General features: G+C 70.5%; 9 protein-coding genes. All 9 read right to left on the bottom strand.

Going from position 1 to position 19,975, the window contains the following annotated elements:
* Nucleotides 1–3: 3 nt before the first annotated feature.
* A complete protein-coding gene (locus NAM01S_RS01510; RefSeq protein ID WP_067778170.1) occupies nucleotides 4–1,482 on the bottom strand; it encodes a beta-ketoacyl [acyl carrier protein] synthase domain-containing protein in 1,479 nt (492 codons plus the stop codon).
* Nucleotides 1,479–7,703, bottom strand: a complete 6,225-nt coding sequence (locus tag NAM01S_RS01515; RefSeq protein WP_067778171.1) for a type I polyketide synthase — start codon at nucleotides 7,701–7,703, stop codon at nucleotides 1,479–1,481. Before NAM01S_RS01515 ends, NAM01S_RS01510 begins: the two co-directional genes overlap by 4 nt.
* Nucleotides 7,700–9,082: an NAD(P)/FAD-dependent oxidoreductase gene (locus tag NAM01S_RS01520; protein WP_067778172.1), complete on the bottom strand. Its 1,383-nt coding sequence runs from the start codon at nucleotides 9,080–9,082 to the stop codon at nucleotides 7,700–7,702. Before NAM01S_RS01520 ends, NAM01S_RS01515 begins: the two co-directional genes overlap by 4 nt.
* Complete coding sequence (locus NAM01S_RS01525) at nucleotides 9,079–9,939, bottom strand: class I SAM-dependent methyltransferase (RefSeq protein WP_067778173.1); 861 nt, start codon at nucleotides 9,937–9,939, stop codon at nucleotides 9,079–9,081. The genes NAM01S_RS01520 and NAM01S_RS01525 overlap by 4 nt, the downstream gene beginning before the upstream one ends.
* A complete protein-coding gene (locus tag NAM01S_RS01530; RefSeq protein WP_067778174.1) occupies nucleotides 9,936–11,465 on the bottom strand; it encodes a flavin-containing monooxygenase in 1,530 nt (509 codons plus the stop codon). The genes NAM01S_RS01525 and NAM01S_RS01530 overlap by 4 nt, the downstream gene beginning before the upstream one ends.
* Complete coding sequence (locus NAM01S_RS35605) at nucleotides 11,462–12,040, bottom strand: hypothetical protein (protein ID WP_067778175.1); 579 nt, start codon at nucleotides 12,038–12,040, stop codon at nucleotides 11,462–11,464. Before NAM01S_RS35605 ends, NAM01S_RS01530 begins: the two co-directional genes overlap by 4 nt.
* Nucleotides 12,037–12,267, bottom strand: a complete 231-nt coding sequence (locus NAM01S_RS35610) for a hypothetical protein (protein ID WP_067778176.1) — start codon at nucleotides 12,265–12,267, stop codon at nucleotides 12,037–12,039. Before NAM01S_RS35610 ends, NAM01S_RS35605 begins: the two co-directional genes overlap by 4 nt.
* A 9-nt stretch (nucleotides 12,268–12,276) precedes the next feature.
* A complete protein-coding gene (locus NAM01S_RS01545) occupies nucleotides 12,277–13,203 on the bottom strand; it encodes a metallophosphoesterase family protein (protein ID WP_169810783.1) in 927 nt (308 codons plus the stop codon).
* A 67-nt stretch (nucleotides 13,204–13,270) separates the two neighbouring features.
* Entirely contained in the window at nucleotides 13,271–19,672 is a 6,402-nt protein-coding gene (locus NAM01S_RS01550; RefSeq protein WP_067778178.1) for a type I polyketide synthase, read from the bottom strand.
* Nucleotides 19,673–19,975 lie beyond the last annotated feature (303 nt).

A 19,975-nucleotide genomic window follows, 5' to 3' on the forward strand; every position in this document is an offset into this window, starting at 1 on the left:
CGCTCATCGTGTCGCGGGCGGCGCGCCGAGGAAGGCGGGCACGCAGACGACTCGGTTCCGCGCCCGCCGCGCGACCGTCTCGCCGAATCTCCCGTTCGGTGCCGCCTCGGCGGCGCGCACGGGCGCCGGCCCCACGATCACGTGTGCGTTCGTGCCGATGATGCCGAACGCGCTCACCCCCGCCAGCGGACCGGAATCCTCCGTCGACCAGCGCGCGGTCTCTCCAGACACCCGAATGTCCGTGCCGTCGAGCGTGATTCGCGGATTCAACGTGCCGAAATGGACCAGCGGCGGTACGACACGTTCGCGCGCGCACAGCAGCGCCTTCACCAGGCCGACAACACCGGCGGCCGCTTCCAGGTGCCCGAGATTCGTCTTCAACGTCCCCACGTGCAACGCACGGCCACCGTTGCGGGCGCCGAGCGCGGCGACGATCGCGCTCATCTCGATCGGATCGCCCAGCGAGGTGCCCGTTCCGTGCGCTTCGACCACGCCGATGTCGGCCGCCGAGCATCCGGCATCGGCCAGCGCCGCCTCGATGACGCGCTGCTGGGCCCGCGCGTTCGGCGCGGTGAAGCCCGACGAGCGGCCGTCCTGATTGACCGCGCTGCCGTGGATGACGCCGAGGATCCGGTCGCCGTCGCGTTCGGCGTCCGCCAGACGCTTCAACACCACCGTCGCGCACCCTTCCCCGCGCACATACCCGTTCGCCCGCGCGTCGAAGGACTTGCACAGCCCGTCGGGCGCGAGGGTGCCCGTCTGCTCGATCAGGCGGGTCGAGTTCGGCGCCAGTACCAGATTCACGCCACCGGCGACCGCGAGCGCGCACTCCCCTCGGCGCAGCGATTGGACGGCGTGGTGGATCGCCACCAGCGACGAGGAGCACGCGGTGTCGAAAGCGATGGCGGGCCCGGTGAATCCGAAGGAGTAGGCGATGCGGCCGGCGGCGAAACTGTGGCCGTTGCCGAGCGCGGAGTGCGCGTCGACGTGCCGCCCCGACCAGTCGGCGTAGTCGAAGCGGCCGGTGATCCCGACGAAGGTGCCGATCGGCTCCTCGTGCGGCCCGTTCGGCTCCAGACCGGCGTGCGCCATGGCGTCCCAGGTCGTTTCGAGCAGGAGCCGATGCTGCGGATCGATCGACTGCGCCGCGCGCGGGCTGATGCCGAAGAACTCCGGGTCGAAGTGCAGCGCGTCCTCGATGAAGCTGCCCACGGTCGGCAGCCGGGTCCACTCGTCCTCGAAGGGCCAGCGGCGGTGGATCGGCATGTCCGCCACCAGGTTCCGTCCCGCGAGCAGCGCCGCCCACAGGCCTTCGAGGTCGGTGATGCCGCCCGCGAGGCGCAGACCGACACCGACCACCGCGATGGGTCCGGTCGCCGAGCGCAGGGTCAGCTCCTCGCGCAGTTTGCGGATCGTCTCGGTCGCGCGGCGCAGCGCGGCGTCGGCGGGCTGCGGCGCGGGCGCGAGGTCGGTGTCGTTCATATCGCTTCCTCTCGGGTGGGGGTCGCGGCCGCCAGCCGCTCGCCGATCGCGCCGGACAACGCCTTGGTCGTTCCGTAGGTCCACAGCACGGTCGCGGAAAGCTCGAGCCGGAAGGTGAATTCCAACTTGTTGCGCATCTCCAGACTCATCAGCGAGTCCAGGCCCAAGGTTTTGAGCGGCGTCGCACCGTCCAGACCGGCCGTTGGCATGCGCAGCACCTGCGCGGCGATTTCGGTGACTTTCGCGTGCACGAGCCGGTGCCGTTCGTCGCGGGTGGCGCGGGCGAGGGTGTCCAGGAAGTCGTGGGCGCCGGTGTCGCGGCCGCCGACCTCGGCGCTGTCCCGTAGGGCGCGCCAGCTCGACTGGGCCGCGCAGTCCGGGTAGGCGTCGAACCACTGCCGCCGGTTGAGCGACAGGTATCCGACCACCGGGCGGTTCTCGCGCAGAAAGCAATCGAGTGCTTTCCAGGCGTCGGCGGCGCTGATGCCCGTGAGGCCGCGCGCCGCCAACCGGGCGCCCCTGTTGTCCCGCGTCGCCGCCAAGCCGATGTCCTCGAACGGACCCCACTGGACGCTGGTGCCTGGCCGCCCGTCCCGCCTGCGCGCGGTGGCCAGCGCGTCGAGATAGGCGTTGGCCGCCGCGTAGGCGCTCTGACCCGGGTTGCCGATCAACGCGGCGGCCGAGGAGAACAGCACGAACGCGTCGAGCGGATCGTCGGCGGTGAGCGCGTCGAGATGGCGGGCGCCGTCGATCTTCGGTCGCAGCACCCGCTCGATCTGCTCCGCAGACACCGTGGCGACGGTCGCGTCGTCGAGCACGCCCGCCGCGTGGAACACGCCGCGCAACGGCGGCAGCTCCGCTCGGACGGCATCGAGGACGGCGGCGAGCGCCGCGCGATCGGCGACGTCGGCCCGATATTCGCGCACCACAACCGAATTGGGGTCGCGCCCCGAGTCGTGGATCGGATCCGACGACCTCGGCCCCGGATCGGAGGTGCCGCGGCTCACGAGCGCCACCGCCCCCGCTCCGTGCGCGAGCAGGTGGGCGGCCAGACTGCGACCGAGCGCGCCGTGTCCTCCGGTGATCAGATACGTCCCGCCGCCGCGGAACCGGCCGTCGGGCATCGGCTCCGGAACGATGCTGTCGACTGTGCCCGGCCGAGTCAGTACGAGTTTGCCGACGTGGGTGCCGTCGGCCAGCTGTCGCAGCGCGCGCGGACCGTCGGCGAAGTCGTACACCGTCACCGGCGGCGCGGCGAGCCGTTTCGACACGACCTGGCGCCAGGTCTCACGCAACACCGTCGCGAAACGTTCGGGCCGTCGGGTCATGAGCCCGGCCAGATCGACCGCGCTGACCGTGATCCCCTTGGCGAAGGCGCCCAATCCGATCCTGCGGTCGGCGTAGATGTCCTTCTTGCCGACCTCGAGGAAGCGGCCGTCCTCGGCCAGTACGTCCAGGCCGCGGTCGATGGCCGCCCCCGCGAGCGAATTGAGCACGATGTCCACGCCGCGCCCACCGGTCACCTCGCGTACGTCGTCCGGCCAGTCGGGCGAACGCGAGTCGAAGACGTGCTCGATACCGCACGTGTCGCGCAGGTACGCGCGGCGCCGCTCGGTGCCCGCCGTGGCGATCACGGTCGCGCCGACCGCACGGGCGACGCCGATCGCGGCCAATCCCAAACCGCCTGCGGCGGAATGGATCAGGATGGTGTCGTCGGCGGTTGCCGCCGCCAGCCGGACCAGTGCGTACCAGGCGGTGGCGGTCACGATCGGCAGCGCGGCCGCGGTCGCGGCGGGCATGTCGGCCGGTACGACCGCCGTGTGGTCGGCGCGCACGGTCAGATGCGAAGCCAGCGAACCGAATCCGCAGGCGACGACCCGATCGCCGATCGCACGATCGCCGACCCCGACGCCGACTGCGCGCACCACGCCCGCGCATTCTGCACCGAGCAACTCGCTGCCCGCCGAGTTGTCGGGATAAGCGCCGGTGGCTTTCATGACGTCCATGAAGTTGAGGCTCGCGGCCTCGACCTCCACCAGCACCTCACCGACGCCCGGCGCACGAATGTCCAAGGGCCGGAAGGACAATCCATCCCAGAACCGTCCCGGCGCCGACCGGAGCAAGAAGGGCTGCGCCGCCGCGCGCAACGGCCGCGCACTCGTAGCGCCATCGGCCCGCGTCCCTTGTTCGAGCCGACCGACGTAGCGGCCGCCCCGGCGCAGCACCACTTGGTCGTCGCCCGGGGCGGCGAGCAGCTCGGCCGCGCACGCCGCGACACCCGCCCCGCCCGCCGGATCGAGATCGACGAGTTCGGCGGACAATTCGGGGTGTTCCCGGCGCAACACGCGCACGAATCCCCAGAACAGCGCGCCACCTGGGTCCGGACGATCCGCCGGTTCCGCGGCCTGGGCGTTCGCCGTCACCACGACCAGCCGGGCCGGTGTCGCCGTGGCATCGTGGAAGCGCCGCACCAGCGTCGCGAGTTCGGTCAACCCGTTGCGCTGAGCGTCGAGTCCGTCGCGGCCGGTCGGCGCCAGGAACACGACGGTCTTGCCCGCCCAGCTGGGCACCTCCGGCTCGACCGAGACCGCGGGTCCACCGGCGTCGCGCAGCGCCACGGACAATTCGGCATGCGAGTGCGCGGCACCGCTCAGCACGAAAGTGGCAGCGAGCGTGCGCTGTTCGCGCGGGACGGACCGAAAGGCCAGGATGAACTCCCGGTCCGAACGACGCCCGCCGGTCCGTTCGCCCTCGATGGGATGCAGGTGCAGCCCGCCGATCCGAGCCAGCGGTGCGTGATCGTCGGCGAAGAGGTGAATGTCCACCTGGGTCTCGGATCGGCGCGACGCGTAAGCCCAGGCGGCATCGATGTATCCCGCCGGTTCACCGTAGAACCGCAACTCGTCGATTCCGGCGGGCAGCATCGTCCGCTCGTCGTCGAACAGTGCCAAGGCGGTCTGCAATACCCCGTCCAGCAGGGCGGTGTGCAGTTCCGCGCGGCCGGTCTGCGCGCGGCACTGTTCGCCGAGCGCGACCCGGCTCAGTGCGACCCGGAGCGCGCCGTCGCCACGGACCCGCAGCTCACGGATCACCTGGAACCGCGGACCGTAGTGCAGGCCGCGCCGCTCGCAGGCGCGATAGAAGTCGGCGACCGGCACCGGGTCCGCGTCGAGCAAGCCTGCGGGAAACGCGGCCGGTGCGTCCGTCGGCTCGGCAGACCGCTCGGCCTGGCCGCGCGCGTGCTCGACCCAGCCGTCGGCGTCGCCGGTCAGGGACGCGACCTCGAAGCTCGTTCGTGCCGCGATGTCGTCGCGCATGCTGACCTCCACGCGCACCGGCCGCACGCCGAGCACGAGGGTGTCGACGAACCGCAGATCGCACAGCGCGGCAGGCCAAGCGCCGAATCGCGCTCGCACAGCGGCGATCACGAGCGCCGTCATCATCGCGGCGGGCGCGAGCACCGCGTCGCCGACCCGGTGGTCGGCGAGCCACCCCAACGCGCCGGACAGGTCCCCCACCCGCGCCAGCCAAGCGCCGGATTCCAGAGAACTCGGCGCCACCTCTACCCGCAAGGACTCGGTGGCGCGGCTTTCCGGTGCGATTGCCGAAGGCAGCCAATGGCTTTCGGGCTGGAACGGATACCGGGGCAGCCGCGCGACGTCGCGCGCCTCGACATCGGCGAACGGGAGAAGACCGGCGACGTAGGCCCGAGCGCGACCGCGGTTCATCTCGGCGACCGGATCGCTGTCCCGGTACAGCGACGGAAGAACCGCCGGTGGTCGCGGGCGCGTCGCGGCCAGTTGCTCCGCGGCGGGCAGCAGGACGGGATGCGGACTGATCTCGACGACGTGGGTGACGCCGTCGTCGTACAGCGCCGACATCGCCTCGGCGAAACGCACACGTCGACAAAGATTCTCGATCCAGTAGTCCCCGGTGAGATCCCGCGGCGTCACCTTGCGCACCGAGACGGTGGACATCATCTCGACGCGGCCAGGCCGGGGCGTGATGCCGGCCAGTTCGGACAGCAACCGCGGCCGCAGCACCGACATCCGCGGGCTGTGCGAGGCGTAGTCCACGTTGACCAACCGGCAGTAGGCGCCCTCGGCGGTCAGGATCTCCCGCAGCGCTTCGATGGCGTCGGTGTCGCCGGAGAGCACGCAGGAGCGCGGGCCGTTGTGCACCGCAAGCGCGACCAGGTCCTCGAAACCCGCGACGGCCGAAGCTATTTCGTCGATGCCGAGATCCACCGCCAGCATGCGCCCTGTTCCCGCGACGGTGCGCAGCGCGGCACTGCGGCGGGCGACGATCGTCGCCGCGTCGGCCATGCTCAGCAGGCCCGCGACGGTCGCCGCCGCGATCTCGCCCTGGCTGTGTCCGATGACGACGTCGGGTTCGATTCCAGCTCGCCGCCACATCGCCGCGATGCCGCAAGCCAGTGCCCACAGCACGGGCTGCACCTGGTCGACACGGTCGAGCCAGCCCGCACCGCCCGCTCCGGTGACGATCGCCTTGGCGTCCCAGTCGACATGGGGCGCGAGTGCGGCGCAGCACGCGTCGAGCGCGTCGGTGAAGGCGGAGTCCACGCCGTACAACGCGCCCGCCAGCCCGTGCCACTGACCGCCCTGACCGGGAAAGACGAACGCTACGTCGCCACGATCGGCGGCGCGGCCGGACAACACCGAAAGCAGTCGCGCCGACGGGTCTTCGGCGTGCGCTCGCAGTGCGGCGGCCAGTTCGACGGGATCCTCGCCGAGCACCGCGCTGCGCAACGGGTGCGCGGTGCCGCGACGGGCCAGCGCGGCGATCACGGCCCCGGAACGCTCGGGTTCGCTGTCCAGCAGGTCGGCGATGTCGCGGCAGCGGCGGCGCAGCGCGTCGGGGGTATGGGCCGAGACCGGAAGGAAACCGAGGGCGGGCCCGGCGGAGACGTCCTCGACCACCGCATCGGCGGAGCGCAGGACGACATGGGCGTTGGTGCCGCCCCAGCCGAAGGAGTTGACGCCGATGTAGCACGGCCGGTCCGCGGGGAGCTCGATCGGCTCGCGAACGACACGCAGGTTCAGCGCGTCGAAGGGAATCTCGGGATTGAGTGTCTCCGAATGCAGGCTGGGCGGCACGCGCCGGTGCTCGAGGCACAGCACGGCCTTCACCAATCCGGCGATGCCCGCGGCCGCTTCCAGGTGGCCGATGTTGGTTTTGACCGACCCGATCGGCAGCGGCCCGTGTTCGGCGGGGCGGTCGGCGCCGAGGATCTCACCGAGCGCCAGCGCCTCGATCGGATCGCCTCGGCCCGTTCCCGTCCCGTGCGCCTCGACGTAGGCCAGGTCGCCGAGGTCGACTCCGCTGGTGCGGTAGGCGCGGCGCAGTAGGTCGCGCTGGCCCGCCGGGTTCGGTGTGACCAGGCTGTCGCCGCCGCCGTCGTTGTTCACCACGCTGTCGAAGACGACGGCCCGCACCGGATCGCCGTCGGCGCGGGCGGCGCGCAACGGCTTCAGGTACACGGCCGCCACGCCTTCGCCGCGGACGAACCCGTCCGCACCGGCGCCGAACGCCGCGCAGCGGCCGGTCCGCGACAGACCGCCGAAGTGCGTGAGACCGATCGAGACCTCCGGCGCCAGAAGCAGATTCACGCCGCCGACGATGGCGGACTCGACATCGCCGGAGCGGATCGCCCGCACCGCGAGGTCCAGCGCCACCAGCGCCGAGGAGCAGCCGGTCTCGACGGTCATGCTCGGCCCGGTGAGCCCGAGGACATACGACACTCGCGAGGCGATCACATCGAGTGCCGTACCGACCAGGCTGTGCTGGCTGGCCCCGAGTTGCCGTTGCCTGCGCAGGATCTCGTAGTCGTGCCAGGACGCGCCCATGTAGACGCCGACGCGGTGACCACGCACCTCGGCCAGCGGAATACCGCCGTCTTCCATAGCGCGCCAGACCGTCTCGAGCATGATCCGCTGCTGCGGATCGATGTCGGCGGCTTCGCGGGGCGAGATGCCGAACAGCGCGGCGTCGAACCGGTCGACGCCGTCGAGGAATCCGCCGACACCCTGAATGCGTTTCGATCCGTCCAGCGGCGCGTCGGCATCCCACCGCTCGGACGGCACGGGACGGATGGCGTCGCCGCGGGCCAGCAGCAACTCCCACAGCTCGTCGATGTCTTCGGCGCCCGGGAATCGGCCAGCCATACCGACGATCGCGATCGGCTCTCCGGTGTCGTTCATCCGACCTGCCTCCTGGCGAGCAGCCCGCGCTCCCCCGGCGTCAGCGGCGGTTCGGTGGGCGGCGCGCACCGCGGGCGGCGCACGGCCCCCGACAGCACCGCGGGATGGGCGAGCAGCGACGGAGGACGGGCCAGGAACATGACCTCGATCAGCCGCGTCCCGAGCTCCGGGCGTTCCGATGCGGCGCGCAGCAGCCGATCGCCGTACCGCTTGCCCGCTCGGTCGACCCAGCGTGGACGCGCGCCGGTGGTGTTCGGGTAGTGCAGGTCCTGGCCGATCGCGGTCAGCCACGGATAGTTCGCTGCGCCGGTGACGGCGCGCTGCAACCTGCGGGAATCCGGCGCGCCGCGTGCGACCGCTCGACGCAGCACGCCCGCGCAGCGTGCGGCGGCGGAAAGACCGTGGCCGTAGGTCGGATTCAGCGCCGTGGCCGCGTCGCCGATCACCACGAACCCCGAGGGCCATTCCCGCAACCGGTCGAAGCGATGCCGCCGGTTGACGGTGCTGCGGGAACGCTGGATCGAGGACAGCGGCGCGGCGTCCGCGATCAGCTCACCGATCAGCGGCGCGCGCACCCACCTGCGGGCCGCTTCGCGGAACTCGTCCTCGTCGGCGGGCAGGCGGCAGCCACGGGTGCCGCCCACGGTGACGAGCCACCGGCCGTCCTCGATCGGCAGCAACAGCGCGTTGTATTCCGGTCTGCCGGAGGCCGGATGGGCCTGCACGATGACCATCGGGAAGCCGGTCTCCGCACCGGGCAGCGCGCGAAACTCCCGCGTGGTGTAGGTGTGACCGGAGTCGACGATCTCCGGCGGCGCGATGGTCGTTCCGAGACTCGCCAGCCATTCGACGGTCCGCGAACCCCGGCCGGTGGCGTCGATCACCAAACTCGCGTCGAGCCGTTCGGTCTCGTCGTCGGGCGTACGCGCCTCCACGCCCGTGACCGCGCGCGCGTCGCCGAGCAAACGCACCGCCGCGGTCTCGGCACGGAACTCGACATTGGGCCACTGCCGCACCATGTCGTAGACGACGTGGTCGAGCAACCGCCTGCTGCAGGTCAGGCCGTACCGGCTCGTCGGATACCGCGGCATCCACCCGCCGGCACCGGAATACAGCAGCAGGTCGGCGTTCATGCCGACGCGGTGTGCGCCGGCCAGGACCAAGCGCTGGGTGAGACCCGGCAGCAATTCCTCGGCGACGGCGACGCCGCCGGGGACGAACAGGTGCGGGTGGCGCGCCTGGGGCACACCGCGGCGCAGCGCGGGCTGTTCCGGGAACCGGTCGCGTTCGAGCACGCTGACGTGCTCGACGTACGGCGCGACGGCCGCCGCCGCCAGCAGCCCGGCGAAACCGCCGCCGATGACCACCACGTGACTCATGCGGCGTCCTTCCACCGGAAGTTCGCCAATCGCACGGCGCCGCACCAGGATCGGGAGCGTTCGGGCCGACCGCGGAGTCCGGTCTCCGGCACCCACCGCCAAGGGCCGAACTGCAGCGGCGCCCGCTTCCATCGCGCGGCCGCGCGGAACGTCGAGCGGGCCACGTCGACCGACCAGCCGTCGTAGAAGTCCAGGGTGGCCGCGAAACGCCAACGCGCGGAGCCGAGCTGGCGGCCCATCGTCAGATTCACCGCGCGCAGCATCACGGGCGACCAGTGGTCCATCACCCACCAGCGAATGCCACTATCCCGCAATGTGTCCGACAGCGCGCGGACCTGCCGCGGTTCGAGGTAGGGCAGCAGCCCTTCGGTCAGCACGAGCGCCGAGCGCGCGCCCGCGGTGGCCTCGGCGAGGAACTCCGCGCACGCGGTCCGGTCGGTGACGTCCACGGCGCGAGTTCGTAAGCGGCAGTGCGGATCACGGTCCGCCAGCTGGGCCGTCTTGTACGCGATCAACTCGGTCAGATCCGCCTCGTGCCAGGTGAGCTCGCCGGGCAGGCGCAGCCGGTAGGGGCGCGTGTCGAGGCCGGCGCCGAGATTGATCACCCGATCGCACCCGCGGGCCAGCGACTCGATCACGATGTCGTCGACGAGCTTGGTCCGGACGACCGTCGGCCAGTGGTTGCGCGCCCCGGGAGGCAGGATGTTCGACGAGACCAGGCTCTCCCCCGCCGACCCCGCGAGGGTGGCCGCGAGGGGGTCGTCGAACAGGGCGTCCGGCCGTGCCGATTCCATGGCCCGGTACACCGCGACCCAGCGCGCGGTCTCGGAAACGTCGCGGATCGACGGCGTGGTCATGAGGCCTCCCGCTCGCGGTCGTCGCGGTCACCTTCGGCGACCGAGGTGAAGTCGTAGTGGTCGAGCGAGACGCGCCGCACGCGGCGCCGCGCCTCGGCACTGCTCGTCGGACGGAACAGTGGTGTATCGCCGCGCGCGTCGAAGTACCAGGTGTGCACGCCTTCGCAGTTGGAGTGGTAGAAGACCGAGGACTGCTGCCGCTCGATCATCTCCCGCACATAGCGGTCGTAGGGCTCGGTTCGCACCGCCACGCGGGTCGCGCCGCGCCCCCGCGCCTCGGTGATGCAGCGGATCGCGTGGTCGACCGAGTCCTCGACGCTGCCGAAGAACGTGCCGGTCTGGGCGTAGAGACCTAGCACGGTGAAACAGTTCGGCCAGCCGGGCAAAGTCACGCCCTCGTAGTGGCCTTTGGGATTGGTGTCCAGGAATCTACCGAGATCGGCGCCGCCGACTCCGGTGATCGGGAACTTCGGTTGGTTGGCACGTTCCAGCACCTCGAAACCGGTGGCCAGGATCAGCGAGTCGATCTCGTGGTGCCGTCCGTCGGCGGTGGTGATTCCGTTCTCGGTCATCGCGACGATGTCGTCGGAGACGAGTTCGACGTGATCACGGGCGAAGGAGCGGTAGTACCTGTTCGACAACGTCAGGAACTTGCAGCCGAAACCGTAATGGGGCGTGAGCTTTTCCCGTAGGGCGCGGTCCCGGATCTGCCACCGCATCGTGAGGATCGACATGCCCTGCAGCAGGGTCATGAAGGCGGGGAGTTTGAAACGGAAGACGCAGGTGTAGATGAGTTCGAGCCAGACGAGCACGGCCCAGCGCACCGGACGCAGCAGCCAGGGCGCCGCACGGAAAGCGCGCCGGACGAACATGGGGATGCGGAAATCCGGCTTGGGTATCACCCAGATCGGCGTGCGCTGAAAGATGACGAGCCGCTCGGCCCGATCGGCGAGCTCGGGAATGATCTGCACCGCCGAGGACCCGGTGCCGATCAGACCGATTCGCCTGCCCTCGGGCGAATAGCCGTGATCCCAGCGGGCGCTGTGGATCACCGGGCCCGCGAACGTGTCGAGGCCGTCGATCGCCGGGACTTTCGGTCGGCCGAGACCGCCGTAGGCGACGACGAGATACCTGCTGCGCAGGACGCCGCGGCCGGTCTCCAGCCGCCACAGGTGCGCGTCCTCGTCGAACGCCGCGGCGAGGACCTCGGTGCCGAGCCGCAAATGCGCTCGGACACCGTATTTCTCGACGCAGTGATCGGCGTAGGCCTTCATCTCGTGACCTTTGGCGTACACGTGGGCCCAGTCCGGATTGGGCTCGAACGAGAAGCTGTAGCCCCAGGTCGGAACGTCCACGCCGACATCGGGATAGGTGTTGTCTCGCCAGACGCCGCCGACGTCGTCGGCCTTGTCGACCACGACGAAATCGTGGATTCCGGCTTGCCGCAGCTTGATCGCCGCGCACAGACCCGCGAATCCGGCCCCGATGACGACGACTTCGTAGCGGCCGTGCTGAGTCGCGGTCACGCTTGTCCCCTCCCGCGCAGTATTCGCCACCGTCCCCGCGGCGCCGGGTGGTCGTGCGGCGGCGCGGGAGCGGTGGATTGCTGGGCGCTCATGAGCAACCCGGTGAGCTGGTCCGCGAAGAGGTCGGCGGTGTCGAAGTCCTCGCGGGTCATGAGTTCGTTGACGACGCCGCCGACCACGTCGGGTGGCGTGATCTCGAGCAGTGTCGCGATCACCGCGGGATCGAGGTACGGCGCCGCGTCCGCGAGCACCTCCGGTCGCACACCGGTCAGCATCGCGGTCGATTTCGCGCCGCGGCCCGCCAGCACCCCGCCGCTGAGCGCCCGGCCGAGCATGCGCGGCGGCAGGACACGGGTCGCGAACGGGACGCCAAGCCGCGGCGGCGCGAGCCTGCCGAGCCGGATGACCCGCCGATAGGACTCCGGGTACCGGCCGTGCAGGTAGCGGGCGATGTGCTCGCGTAGCGCCGCGATCTCGCGCGCCCCAAGGGGTTCCAGATAGTCGATGCGCTCCACCGGAACATGCAGCAGGACGGCCAGTTTCCGCAGCTGGGTCGCGGTCGCGCGGTCGCTCATCGCCGCCTCCCCAGCAGTGCCACGCGCACCACGACGCGGGCGCCCCACGGCATGCGCTGGAGCCGTTCGCGCAGCTCGGTGTCCGCCGCGGCGCGATCCCGCTGCGGCGCGCCGTGGACCAGCATGAGCAGATCGGCGAGCCGAGCGGGGCTCAACTGCCGAAGAGCGGGCTGGTCCACACCGAGCGCCTGCTCGAATGTGGTTCTGGTATCACTGATTTCGGTCATCGTCCCTCATCACTTGCCGACCGAGGCACGGCGGGCCATCGAGCGCGCCAGCCGCACAGCCCGGTCGGCGGAGCGCCGACCGAGACCACCGGCCGGACGCGCGAGGTCCGCGGGCTCCGGAACGATCTGGCGCAACAGCGGATCGGGCAGGCCACGCGTCCGCCATTCGCGCGGATAGCCGACGGAGACCTCCTCGAACCGCACTCCGTCGAAGTAGTCGGTCCTGCGAAGGTGCAGATGCCCGTACACCACGCACCGCACGTGGTAGCGGCGATGCCATTCGGCGGTGAGCTCGGTGCCGCACCACATCGCGAACTCCGCGCGCAGCAACCGCTCGACCGGCCCGCGGATCAACGGAAAGTGGTTGATCAGCACCATCGGCACCGCGGGATCGAGGGCGTCGAGCCTGCGGCGCGTGTAGTCCACGCGCCGTCGGCACCACTCCTCCCTCGACTCGTACGGCGCAGGGTCGAGCAGCTGCTCGTCGGTCGCCACCGTGCCGCGGGCCTCGGCCAGCGCCAGGCCTTCGTCCTTGGTCCGCGCCCCTCGGGGCAGGAAGGTGTAGTCGTAGAGCAGGAACATCGGCGCGAGCACCGCCGGTCCGCCGGGACCCGACCACACCGGATACCGATCCTCCGGCGTCACCACATCGATCTCCCGGCATATCTCGACGAGGCGCCGGTAGCGTCCCTCACCGCGCTGCGACACCGGATCGCGCGCGGTGGTCCATAGGTCGTGATTGCCGGGCACCCACACGACCTTCTCGAATCGCTCGCGCAGCGTGGACAGTGCGCGCCGCTGCGCTTCGGGCTTCTCCGCGACATCGCCTGCCACGATCAACCAGTCACCGCGCGACGTGGGCCGGATCCGGTCGAGCAGGTCCCGGTTGCCGGGATGACCGAGGTGCAGGTCGCTGACGGCGAGGACTCGACTCACGACGTCGCCTCGCTGACGCTCGGTTCCGTCGTGCGCGAGGACGCCGGTGCCGACGGTGCGCTCGCACTCACAGGACCGCCCCGCTGACGGCGCCGATCCGGCCGACCGCGGTGGTGAGCCGTCGCAGCAGATCCTCGGGGACCACGCGATCCTCGTGCAGCGCTGCCAGCCGATCGAGCAGCATCTCCACCTCGGCGACGATCGGGTCGCTGAGTTCGGCGTCCTGCGGGGTGACCTGTTCGAGCACATGCCTGGCCAGCAGGTTCACCGTCGGGTACTGGAAGATCACCGAATTCGCCAGCTTCACACCGGTCATCGCGCGCAGGTGCGCCCCGAGTTCGATGGAACTGAGCGAGTCGATGCCCAGCTCGGTGAATTCGCGATCCGGTTGCACCGCATCGGGTGAGGAGTAACCGAGCACCATCGAGATCGGTGTCTTGAGCAACTCGACCACCACCTCGTGCTGCTCGGCCGGACTCAGGCCCGACAGCCGCTTGGCCAGTTGCGACGCGTCGCCCATCTGCTGGGTGGCGCGCGGCCTGGTGTGCAGCAGCGCACGGAAGAACGGCGGCAGTTCGGCCACCGAGGCGGCCACCCGCAGCAGCGACAGGTCCATCCCGATCGGCAGCACGTTCGGCCTGCCGGTGCTCAGCGCGGCGTCGAACAGCGCGAGCGCTTGTCCGGTCGGAATCGGGGTCACGCCCATCCTGCGCAACCGGGCTCGATCCTTCTCGTCGAGCTTGCCGGTGTTGGAGGTGTCCTCGGACCACCAGCCCCACGCCATCGACGTGGCGGGCAGTCCGCGGTGGTAGCGGTGCCGGGCCAGGGTGTCGAGGAAGACGTTCGCGGCGCCGTAGTTGGCCTGACCGGCGTTGCCGAAAGTGCCCGCGGCCGAGGAGAACAGCACGAACATCGACAGGTCCGCGCCTTCGGTCAGCTCGTGCAGGTACCACGCGCCGCCGACCTTCGCGGGCAGGACCGTGTCCAGGTGCTCGTCGGTGAGCGCGTCGAAAGCCGCGTCGGCGAGCGTGGCCGCCAGATGGATCACCGCGCCGAGGGGGTGTTCGGCGGGCACGGCGTCGAGCACCGCCCGCAAGGCGTCGCGGTCGCCGGCGTCGCACTGGGCGACCGTGACCCGTGCCCCCGCCTCGGCGAGTTCGGCGACCAGCTCGGCGACTCCTTCGGCGCGCTCGCCGCTGCGGCTGGTCAGTACCAGATGCCTCGCGCCGTACGCCGAGACCATGTGGCGGGCGATGATGGCGCCGATGGTCCCCGTGCCGCCGGTGATCAGCACCGTGTCGTCCGGATCGAAGGGCCTCGGCCAGGTGAGCACCACCTTGCCGATGTGCTCGGCCTCGCTGAGATGCCGCACCGCGGTCGCGGCATGACGAACGTCGAAGCGGGTCAGCGGAAGTGGCGCGAGATCGCCGCGCTCGAACAGGTCGGCCAGCTCGACGAGCAGACCGGCCAGCGTGTCCACCGCCAGATCGCCCAGTTCGAAGGAGGCGTAGTCGACTCCGTGCGCGGTACGCGCCTGGTCGGGATCACGGACGACGTCCCTGGCGATCTCCACGAATCGGCCGGAACCGCCGAGCAATCCGAGGGAGTGTTCGGTGAAGACGTCCGGCAGCAGGTCGAGCACGATGTCGAAGGCGCCCGCGTCGGCGAACCGCGCGGCGAACTCGCCGGACCGTGAGCTCGCGATCCGGTCGTCGCCGAAGCCCATGCCCCGCAACGCGTCCCACTTCGGCTCGGCCGCGGTGGCGTAGCTGTCCAAGCCCAGATGCGCGGCCACGTTCAGCGCGGCCATACCGACGCCGCCGGTGGCCGCGTGGACGAGCACCTTCTCACCGCGACGGGCGCCCGCGACATCGCGCAACGCGTGCAGCGCCGTCACATAGCCGACCGGCGCGGCGGCCGCCTGCGCGAACGACCAAGAGGTGGGTACCGGGGCGAGCAGCCGCTGATCGACGACCGATGTCGCGGCGATCTCGTCGAACAAGCCGAAAACCCGTGCGCCGGGTGCGAATCGGGTGACGTCCGGCGCTGTCGCGACCACCACGCCCGCCGCTTCGTGCACCAGCCGAGCGGGTCGTCCGGCGGGTGCGTCGAGGCCGGTGAGCGCGACCGGGAAGGACAATCCGGCCGCGCGGACGGAGACGACGACGGTTCCCGGCGCGAGCGCGGAGTCGTCGGGTTCGGCCGACTCGGACAGCGCGATGTCGTCGAGATTGCCGGAAGCCGGGATCTCGAGCCGCCACGGGCCGGCGAGCCGGGTTCCTTGCGCCACCGCGGATTCGAGCCCCGAGCGGATCCGGCGGGCGTAGAAGTCCCCGCGGCGCAAGGCCAGCTCGGGTTCGTCGGTGTGCAGTGCCGCGGCGAGCCGCTCGAGCGAGATCCCGGTCTCGTCCACGTCGATCTGCACGATGCGGTCCTGATACTCGGACTGGGCGCTGCGCACCAGCGCCCAGACGGTCGCGCCGACCATGTCGGAGATGTCCTCGGCGGCGCCGACCGACTGCACGCCGCGCGCGAGGACCACCAGTTTCGTCTCGGTGAAGCGCTCGTCGGCGAGCCACGACTGCATCAGCTTCAGCACGGAGGCCAGTTCGGTGCGCACCATATCGTTCAGGTGCGCGCCCGGCTCACCGCCCGCGGACGCGGCCATGCGCGGCAGCAGCACGACCTTGGGCGCCGCGGCGCCCGCCGCCATGTCCGCGCGCAACGCGTCGAGATCGGGATACGACGGGAGTTCGGCCTCGCCTGCGATGCCGAGCGGAGGCTCTCCGACGATCACCCATTCACCGTGGGCCGCGGTGAAGTTCACGCGCTGCACGGGAGTGGCCAACCACTCGACGCCGAACAACGAGTCCTGGCGTTCCGCAAGGCCTCGGGTGGCGAGCTTGCCGACCGACACCGACCGAACCTGCAACGTGCCAGCGGCGACCACCTTGCCGGTAGTGTCGGCCAGCACCCACCGCACCCGATCGGCACCCGCCGGTGTCAGTTTGCAGCGCAGTGCGCGGGCGCCGACGGCACGCAACTCCACCCGTTCCCACGCGAACGGCAGGGCCAGGCTGCCCGGTTCCGACGGCAGCAGCGCCGCGGAGGCGGCGACGGACTGCATCGCGGCGTCCAACAGCGCCGGATGCAGGCCGAACTTGTCCGCGTCCGGCACCTGATCGGGCAGCGCGACTTCGGCGAACACGTCCTCGCCGCGCTTCCAGACCGCCTTCATGCCCTGGAAGACCGGACCGTACTGGTAGCCGAGGGCGGCCAGGGTCTGGTACGCGTTCGCGGGCTCGACCACCGACTGCGCGCCGACCGGCGGCCACAGTTCCAGGCCGGCTGCCTCGGTGTCGTCCGGCTCGGCGGCCGCGGTGAGCTGACCGTCGGCGTGCAGGCTCCACTCGACCTGACCCGGCGCCTCGTCGGTGTTCTCCGGCCGCGAGTAGATCGCGACCTTCCTGCGGCCGGATCGCTCGAGTTCGCCGACGGTCAGCTGGAGCTGTACCGCGCCTTCGGCGGGCAGGGTCACCGGCGTGTACATGGTCAGCTTCGCCACCCGAGGGGTACCGAGCTTGTCGCCCGCGTGCAGGGCGAGTTCGAGCAGCATCGCACCGGGAACGAGGACGTTGCCGTGCAGCGCGTGATCGGCCAGCCAGCCGTGCGTCGCCAGCGACAGCCGGGTGCTGAACAGGAACCGGTCGGCGCCGGGGTTCTCGGCGACGGCGCCGAGCAAGGGGTGCCCGGCATCGGCGAGGCCCAGCCCGCTCGGTTTGCCGCCGCCGGAACCCGCGACGCTGGACAGCCAGTACTTCTGGCGCTGAAAGGCGTAGGTGGGCAACGGGACCGACCGCGCGGTGCCCGCCGGGTAGAGCAGCGACCAGTCCGGCGAGACGCCCTTGACGTGGGCTTCGGCGACCGAGGTGAGGAAGCGCTCCATGCCCGCGTCCTCGCGCTTCAGCGAGCCGACGATCAGGCAGGATTCGGCGAACGGCCCGACATGGTCGAGCGATTCGTGCACGGCCGAGGTGAGAACGGGATTGACGCTCATCTCGATGAAGGCGTTGTACCCGGATTGGAAGGCGGCCTGGAGTCCCTCGTCGAACTGGACGGGCTCGCGCAGGTTGCGGAACCAGTACTCCGGCCCAAGGTTCGCGGTGTCCAGCTCGTCGGCGGTCACCGTCGAGAAGAAGCGAATCGAGGACGAGCGCGGCGAGACCGAGCGCACGGCGTCCTCCAGCTGCTCGCGCAGCGGGTCCACGTGATCGGTGTGCGCGGCGTAGTCGACCGGGATGACTTTGGCGCGCAATCCTTCTCGCTCCGCCGCCGCCACGACCCGCGCGACCGCGTCGGCCCCACCGGCGATCACCGTGGTGGAGGGCGAGTTGATCGCCGCGACATGGATGTCCTCGACGCCGCTCATCAGCTCGCGCACCCGCGCCGCCGGTGCGTTGATCGAGGCCATGCCGCCGGAACCAGGAAGCGCGCGCAACGGCTTGCTGCGCATGGTCACGATCCGCGCGGCGTCGGTGAGCGAGAGCGCGCCAGCCACGTAGGCCGCGGCCACCTCGCCCTGCGAATGACCGAGTACCGCTTCGGGTTCGATGCCGACCGACCGCCACAGCGCCGCGAGCGACACCATGGTCGCGAACAGCGCGGGCTGCACCACGTCGACACGGTCGAGTGTCGGCGCACCGTCGACCTCGTTCAGCACATCGGTCAGCGACCAGTCGACGAACTCGGCGAACGCTTCCTCGCAGGCGCGGATCTCGGCCGCGAACACCGGCGATTCGCGCATCAGTCGCGCGCCCATTCCCGCGTACTGCGCGCCCTGACCGGGAAACACGAAGCACACCCGGCGATCGGGCAGCGACTGCCCACAGATCGGGCCCACCGGCCTGCTCTCCGCCACCGCGGCGAGTCCGGCGAGCACGTCGACGCGATTGGCGCCGAGCACGACGGCGCGATGCTCGAACGCGGTCCGCGTCGTGCCGAGCGCGTAACCCAGGTCGTGCAAACCGAACTCGGGATGCTCCTGGATATGACGGGCGAGCGCGCCTGCCTGGGCGGCCAGGGCTTCCGGTGTCCGCCCGGAGACCGGCAACACGGCTATCGGCAACGCCGCGTCCTCGGTGGGTCGCGCCGGTTCGGCGGGCGCGGGCGGGGCCTGTTCGAGAATGACGTGGGCGTTGGTGCCCGCGATGCCGAACGACGACACGCCCGCCCGGCGCGGGCGATCCCGCTCGGGCCAGGCCACGGTCTCGACCGGGACCTCGATGGCGCCGCTCGACCAGTCGACGGCCGAGGTCGGCTCGGCGAAATTGACGGTGCCCGGCACGGCCGCGCGGCGCATGGACTCGACGACCTTGATGACGCCCGCCGCACCCGCGGCGGCCTGAGTGTGCCCGAAATTGCCTTTGACCGAGCCGAGCAGCAACGGCCTTCCGTCCGGGCGCCCCGGTCCGAAAGTGTCGAACAGCGCGGCCAATTCGATCGGATCGCCCACCGGTGTTCCGGTGCCGTGGCCCTCGACCATGTCGATGTCCTCGGGCCGCAGATCGGCGTCGGCCAGCGCGGCGCCGATCAATTTGCGCTGCGCCTCCGTGCTCGGGACGGTGAGCCCCTTCGTCGCTCCGTCCTGATTGATCGCGCCGCCGCGCAGGACGGCGAGCACTTCGTGACCGTTGCGCCTGGCGTCGGACAGCCGTTCCAGCACCAGCACCGCGACGCCTTCGGACATGCAGAATCCATCCGCGTCGGCGGAATACGGCCTGCTTCGCCCCTCCTTGGAGATGGCGCCGTGCTGCCCGAGCGCGTAGAACCCGGTGAGCGTGGACATGATCGAGACGCCGCCGGCCAGCGCGAGGGAGCATTCGCCGGACTTCAGCGCCCGCGCGGCCAGGTGCATCGCGACGAGCGAGGACGAGCAGGCCGTGTCCACGCTCATTGTCGGACCTTGCAGACCGAGGATGTAGGAAACGCGTCCCGACAGCACGCTCTGGCTGACGCCGAGCGACACATAGCCCGGGTCGAGATCCTTCTGTCCCGGAATGAGGTAGGCGTAGTCGCCGCCCATCGCGCCGATGTAGACGCCGGTGTCGCTGCCGCGCAGCCGATCGGCGTCGATCCGCGCGTCTTCGATTGCCTGCCAGGCGGTTTCGAGGACCATTCGCTGCTGCGGGTCCATGGCCTTCGCCTCGCGCGGGCTGATTCCGAAGAACTCCGGATCGAATTGTCCAGGCTCATCGATGAATCCGCCCATCGGCGCCATCGCCGCGGCGACCTCGGGCGACGCCATGTCCGCCAGCTCCGTCATCGCCCTGTCGCCGGGAAATTTGCTGGAGGTGTGCTTTCCCGCGACCAGGAACTGCCACAAGGATTCCGGCGAATCGATTCCACCAGGAAACCTGCATGCCATTCCCACGATGCCGACAGAATCGTCCGAACAATAATCGCGCGCCATAAAACGCCCCCGTATCGATAATTCGTGCCCTACCGGCACAAGTGAATGAACATGACCCCATGCGGGAGAAGAATCCCGGAAATCTTTCCCCACCACGTCCGACGCCGAAAGGGTTTCCCCACAGCGCCGCAAGATCGGTGGTCCACGTGTCGAACCCCGATGTCGCGGACGAATCTAACACCAGTTATCGCCGCCCGCAACGGATCCGGACAGCGATCCCGGCGATAGCATCGCGCTATTCCATAACGCCTTCATGGCATTTGTCCGCGTTACTGTGACTTCAAGTCACTAGCACGTAGCGGC

This window comes from Nocardia amikacinitolerans NBRC 108937, from assembly GCF_001612615.1.
GTDB classification, from domain to species: domain Bacteria; phylum Actinomycetota; class Actinomycetes; order Mycobacteriales; family Mycobacteriaceae; genus Nocardia; species Nocardia amikacinitolerans.

Excerpts from the sequence above, each read along its gene's own strand:
- NAM01S_RS01510 (WP_067778170.1), bottom strand. The coding sequence starts at position 1,482 with ATGAACGACACCGACCTCGCGCCCGCGCCGCAGCCCGCCGACGCCGCG.
- NAM01S_RS01515 (WP_067778171.1), bottom strand. The coding sequence starts at position 7,703 with ATGAACGACACCGGAGAGCCGATCGCGATCGTCGGTATGGCTGGCCGA.
- NAM01S_RS01520 (WP_067778172.1), bottom strand. The coding sequence starts at position 9,082 with ATGAGTCACGTGGTGGTCATCGGCGGCGGTTTCGCCGGGCTGCTGGCG.
- NAM01S_RS01525 (WP_067778173.1), bottom strand. The coding sequence starts at position 9,939 with ATGACCACGCCGTCGATCCGCGACGTTTCCGAGACCGCGCGCTGGGTC.
- NAM01S_RS35605 (WP_067778175.1), bottom strand. The coding sequence starts at position 12,040 with ATGAGCGACCGCGCGACCGCGACCCAGCTGCGGAAACTGGCCGTCCTG.
- NAM01S_RS35610 (WP_067778176.1), bottom strand. The coding sequence starts at position 12,267 with ATGACCGAAATCAGTGATACCAGAACCACATTCGAGCAGGCGCTCGGT.
- NAM01S_RS01550 (WP_067778178.1), bottom strand. The coding sequence starts at position 19,672 with ATGGCGCGCGATTATTGTTCGGACGATTCTGTCGGCATCGTGGGAATG.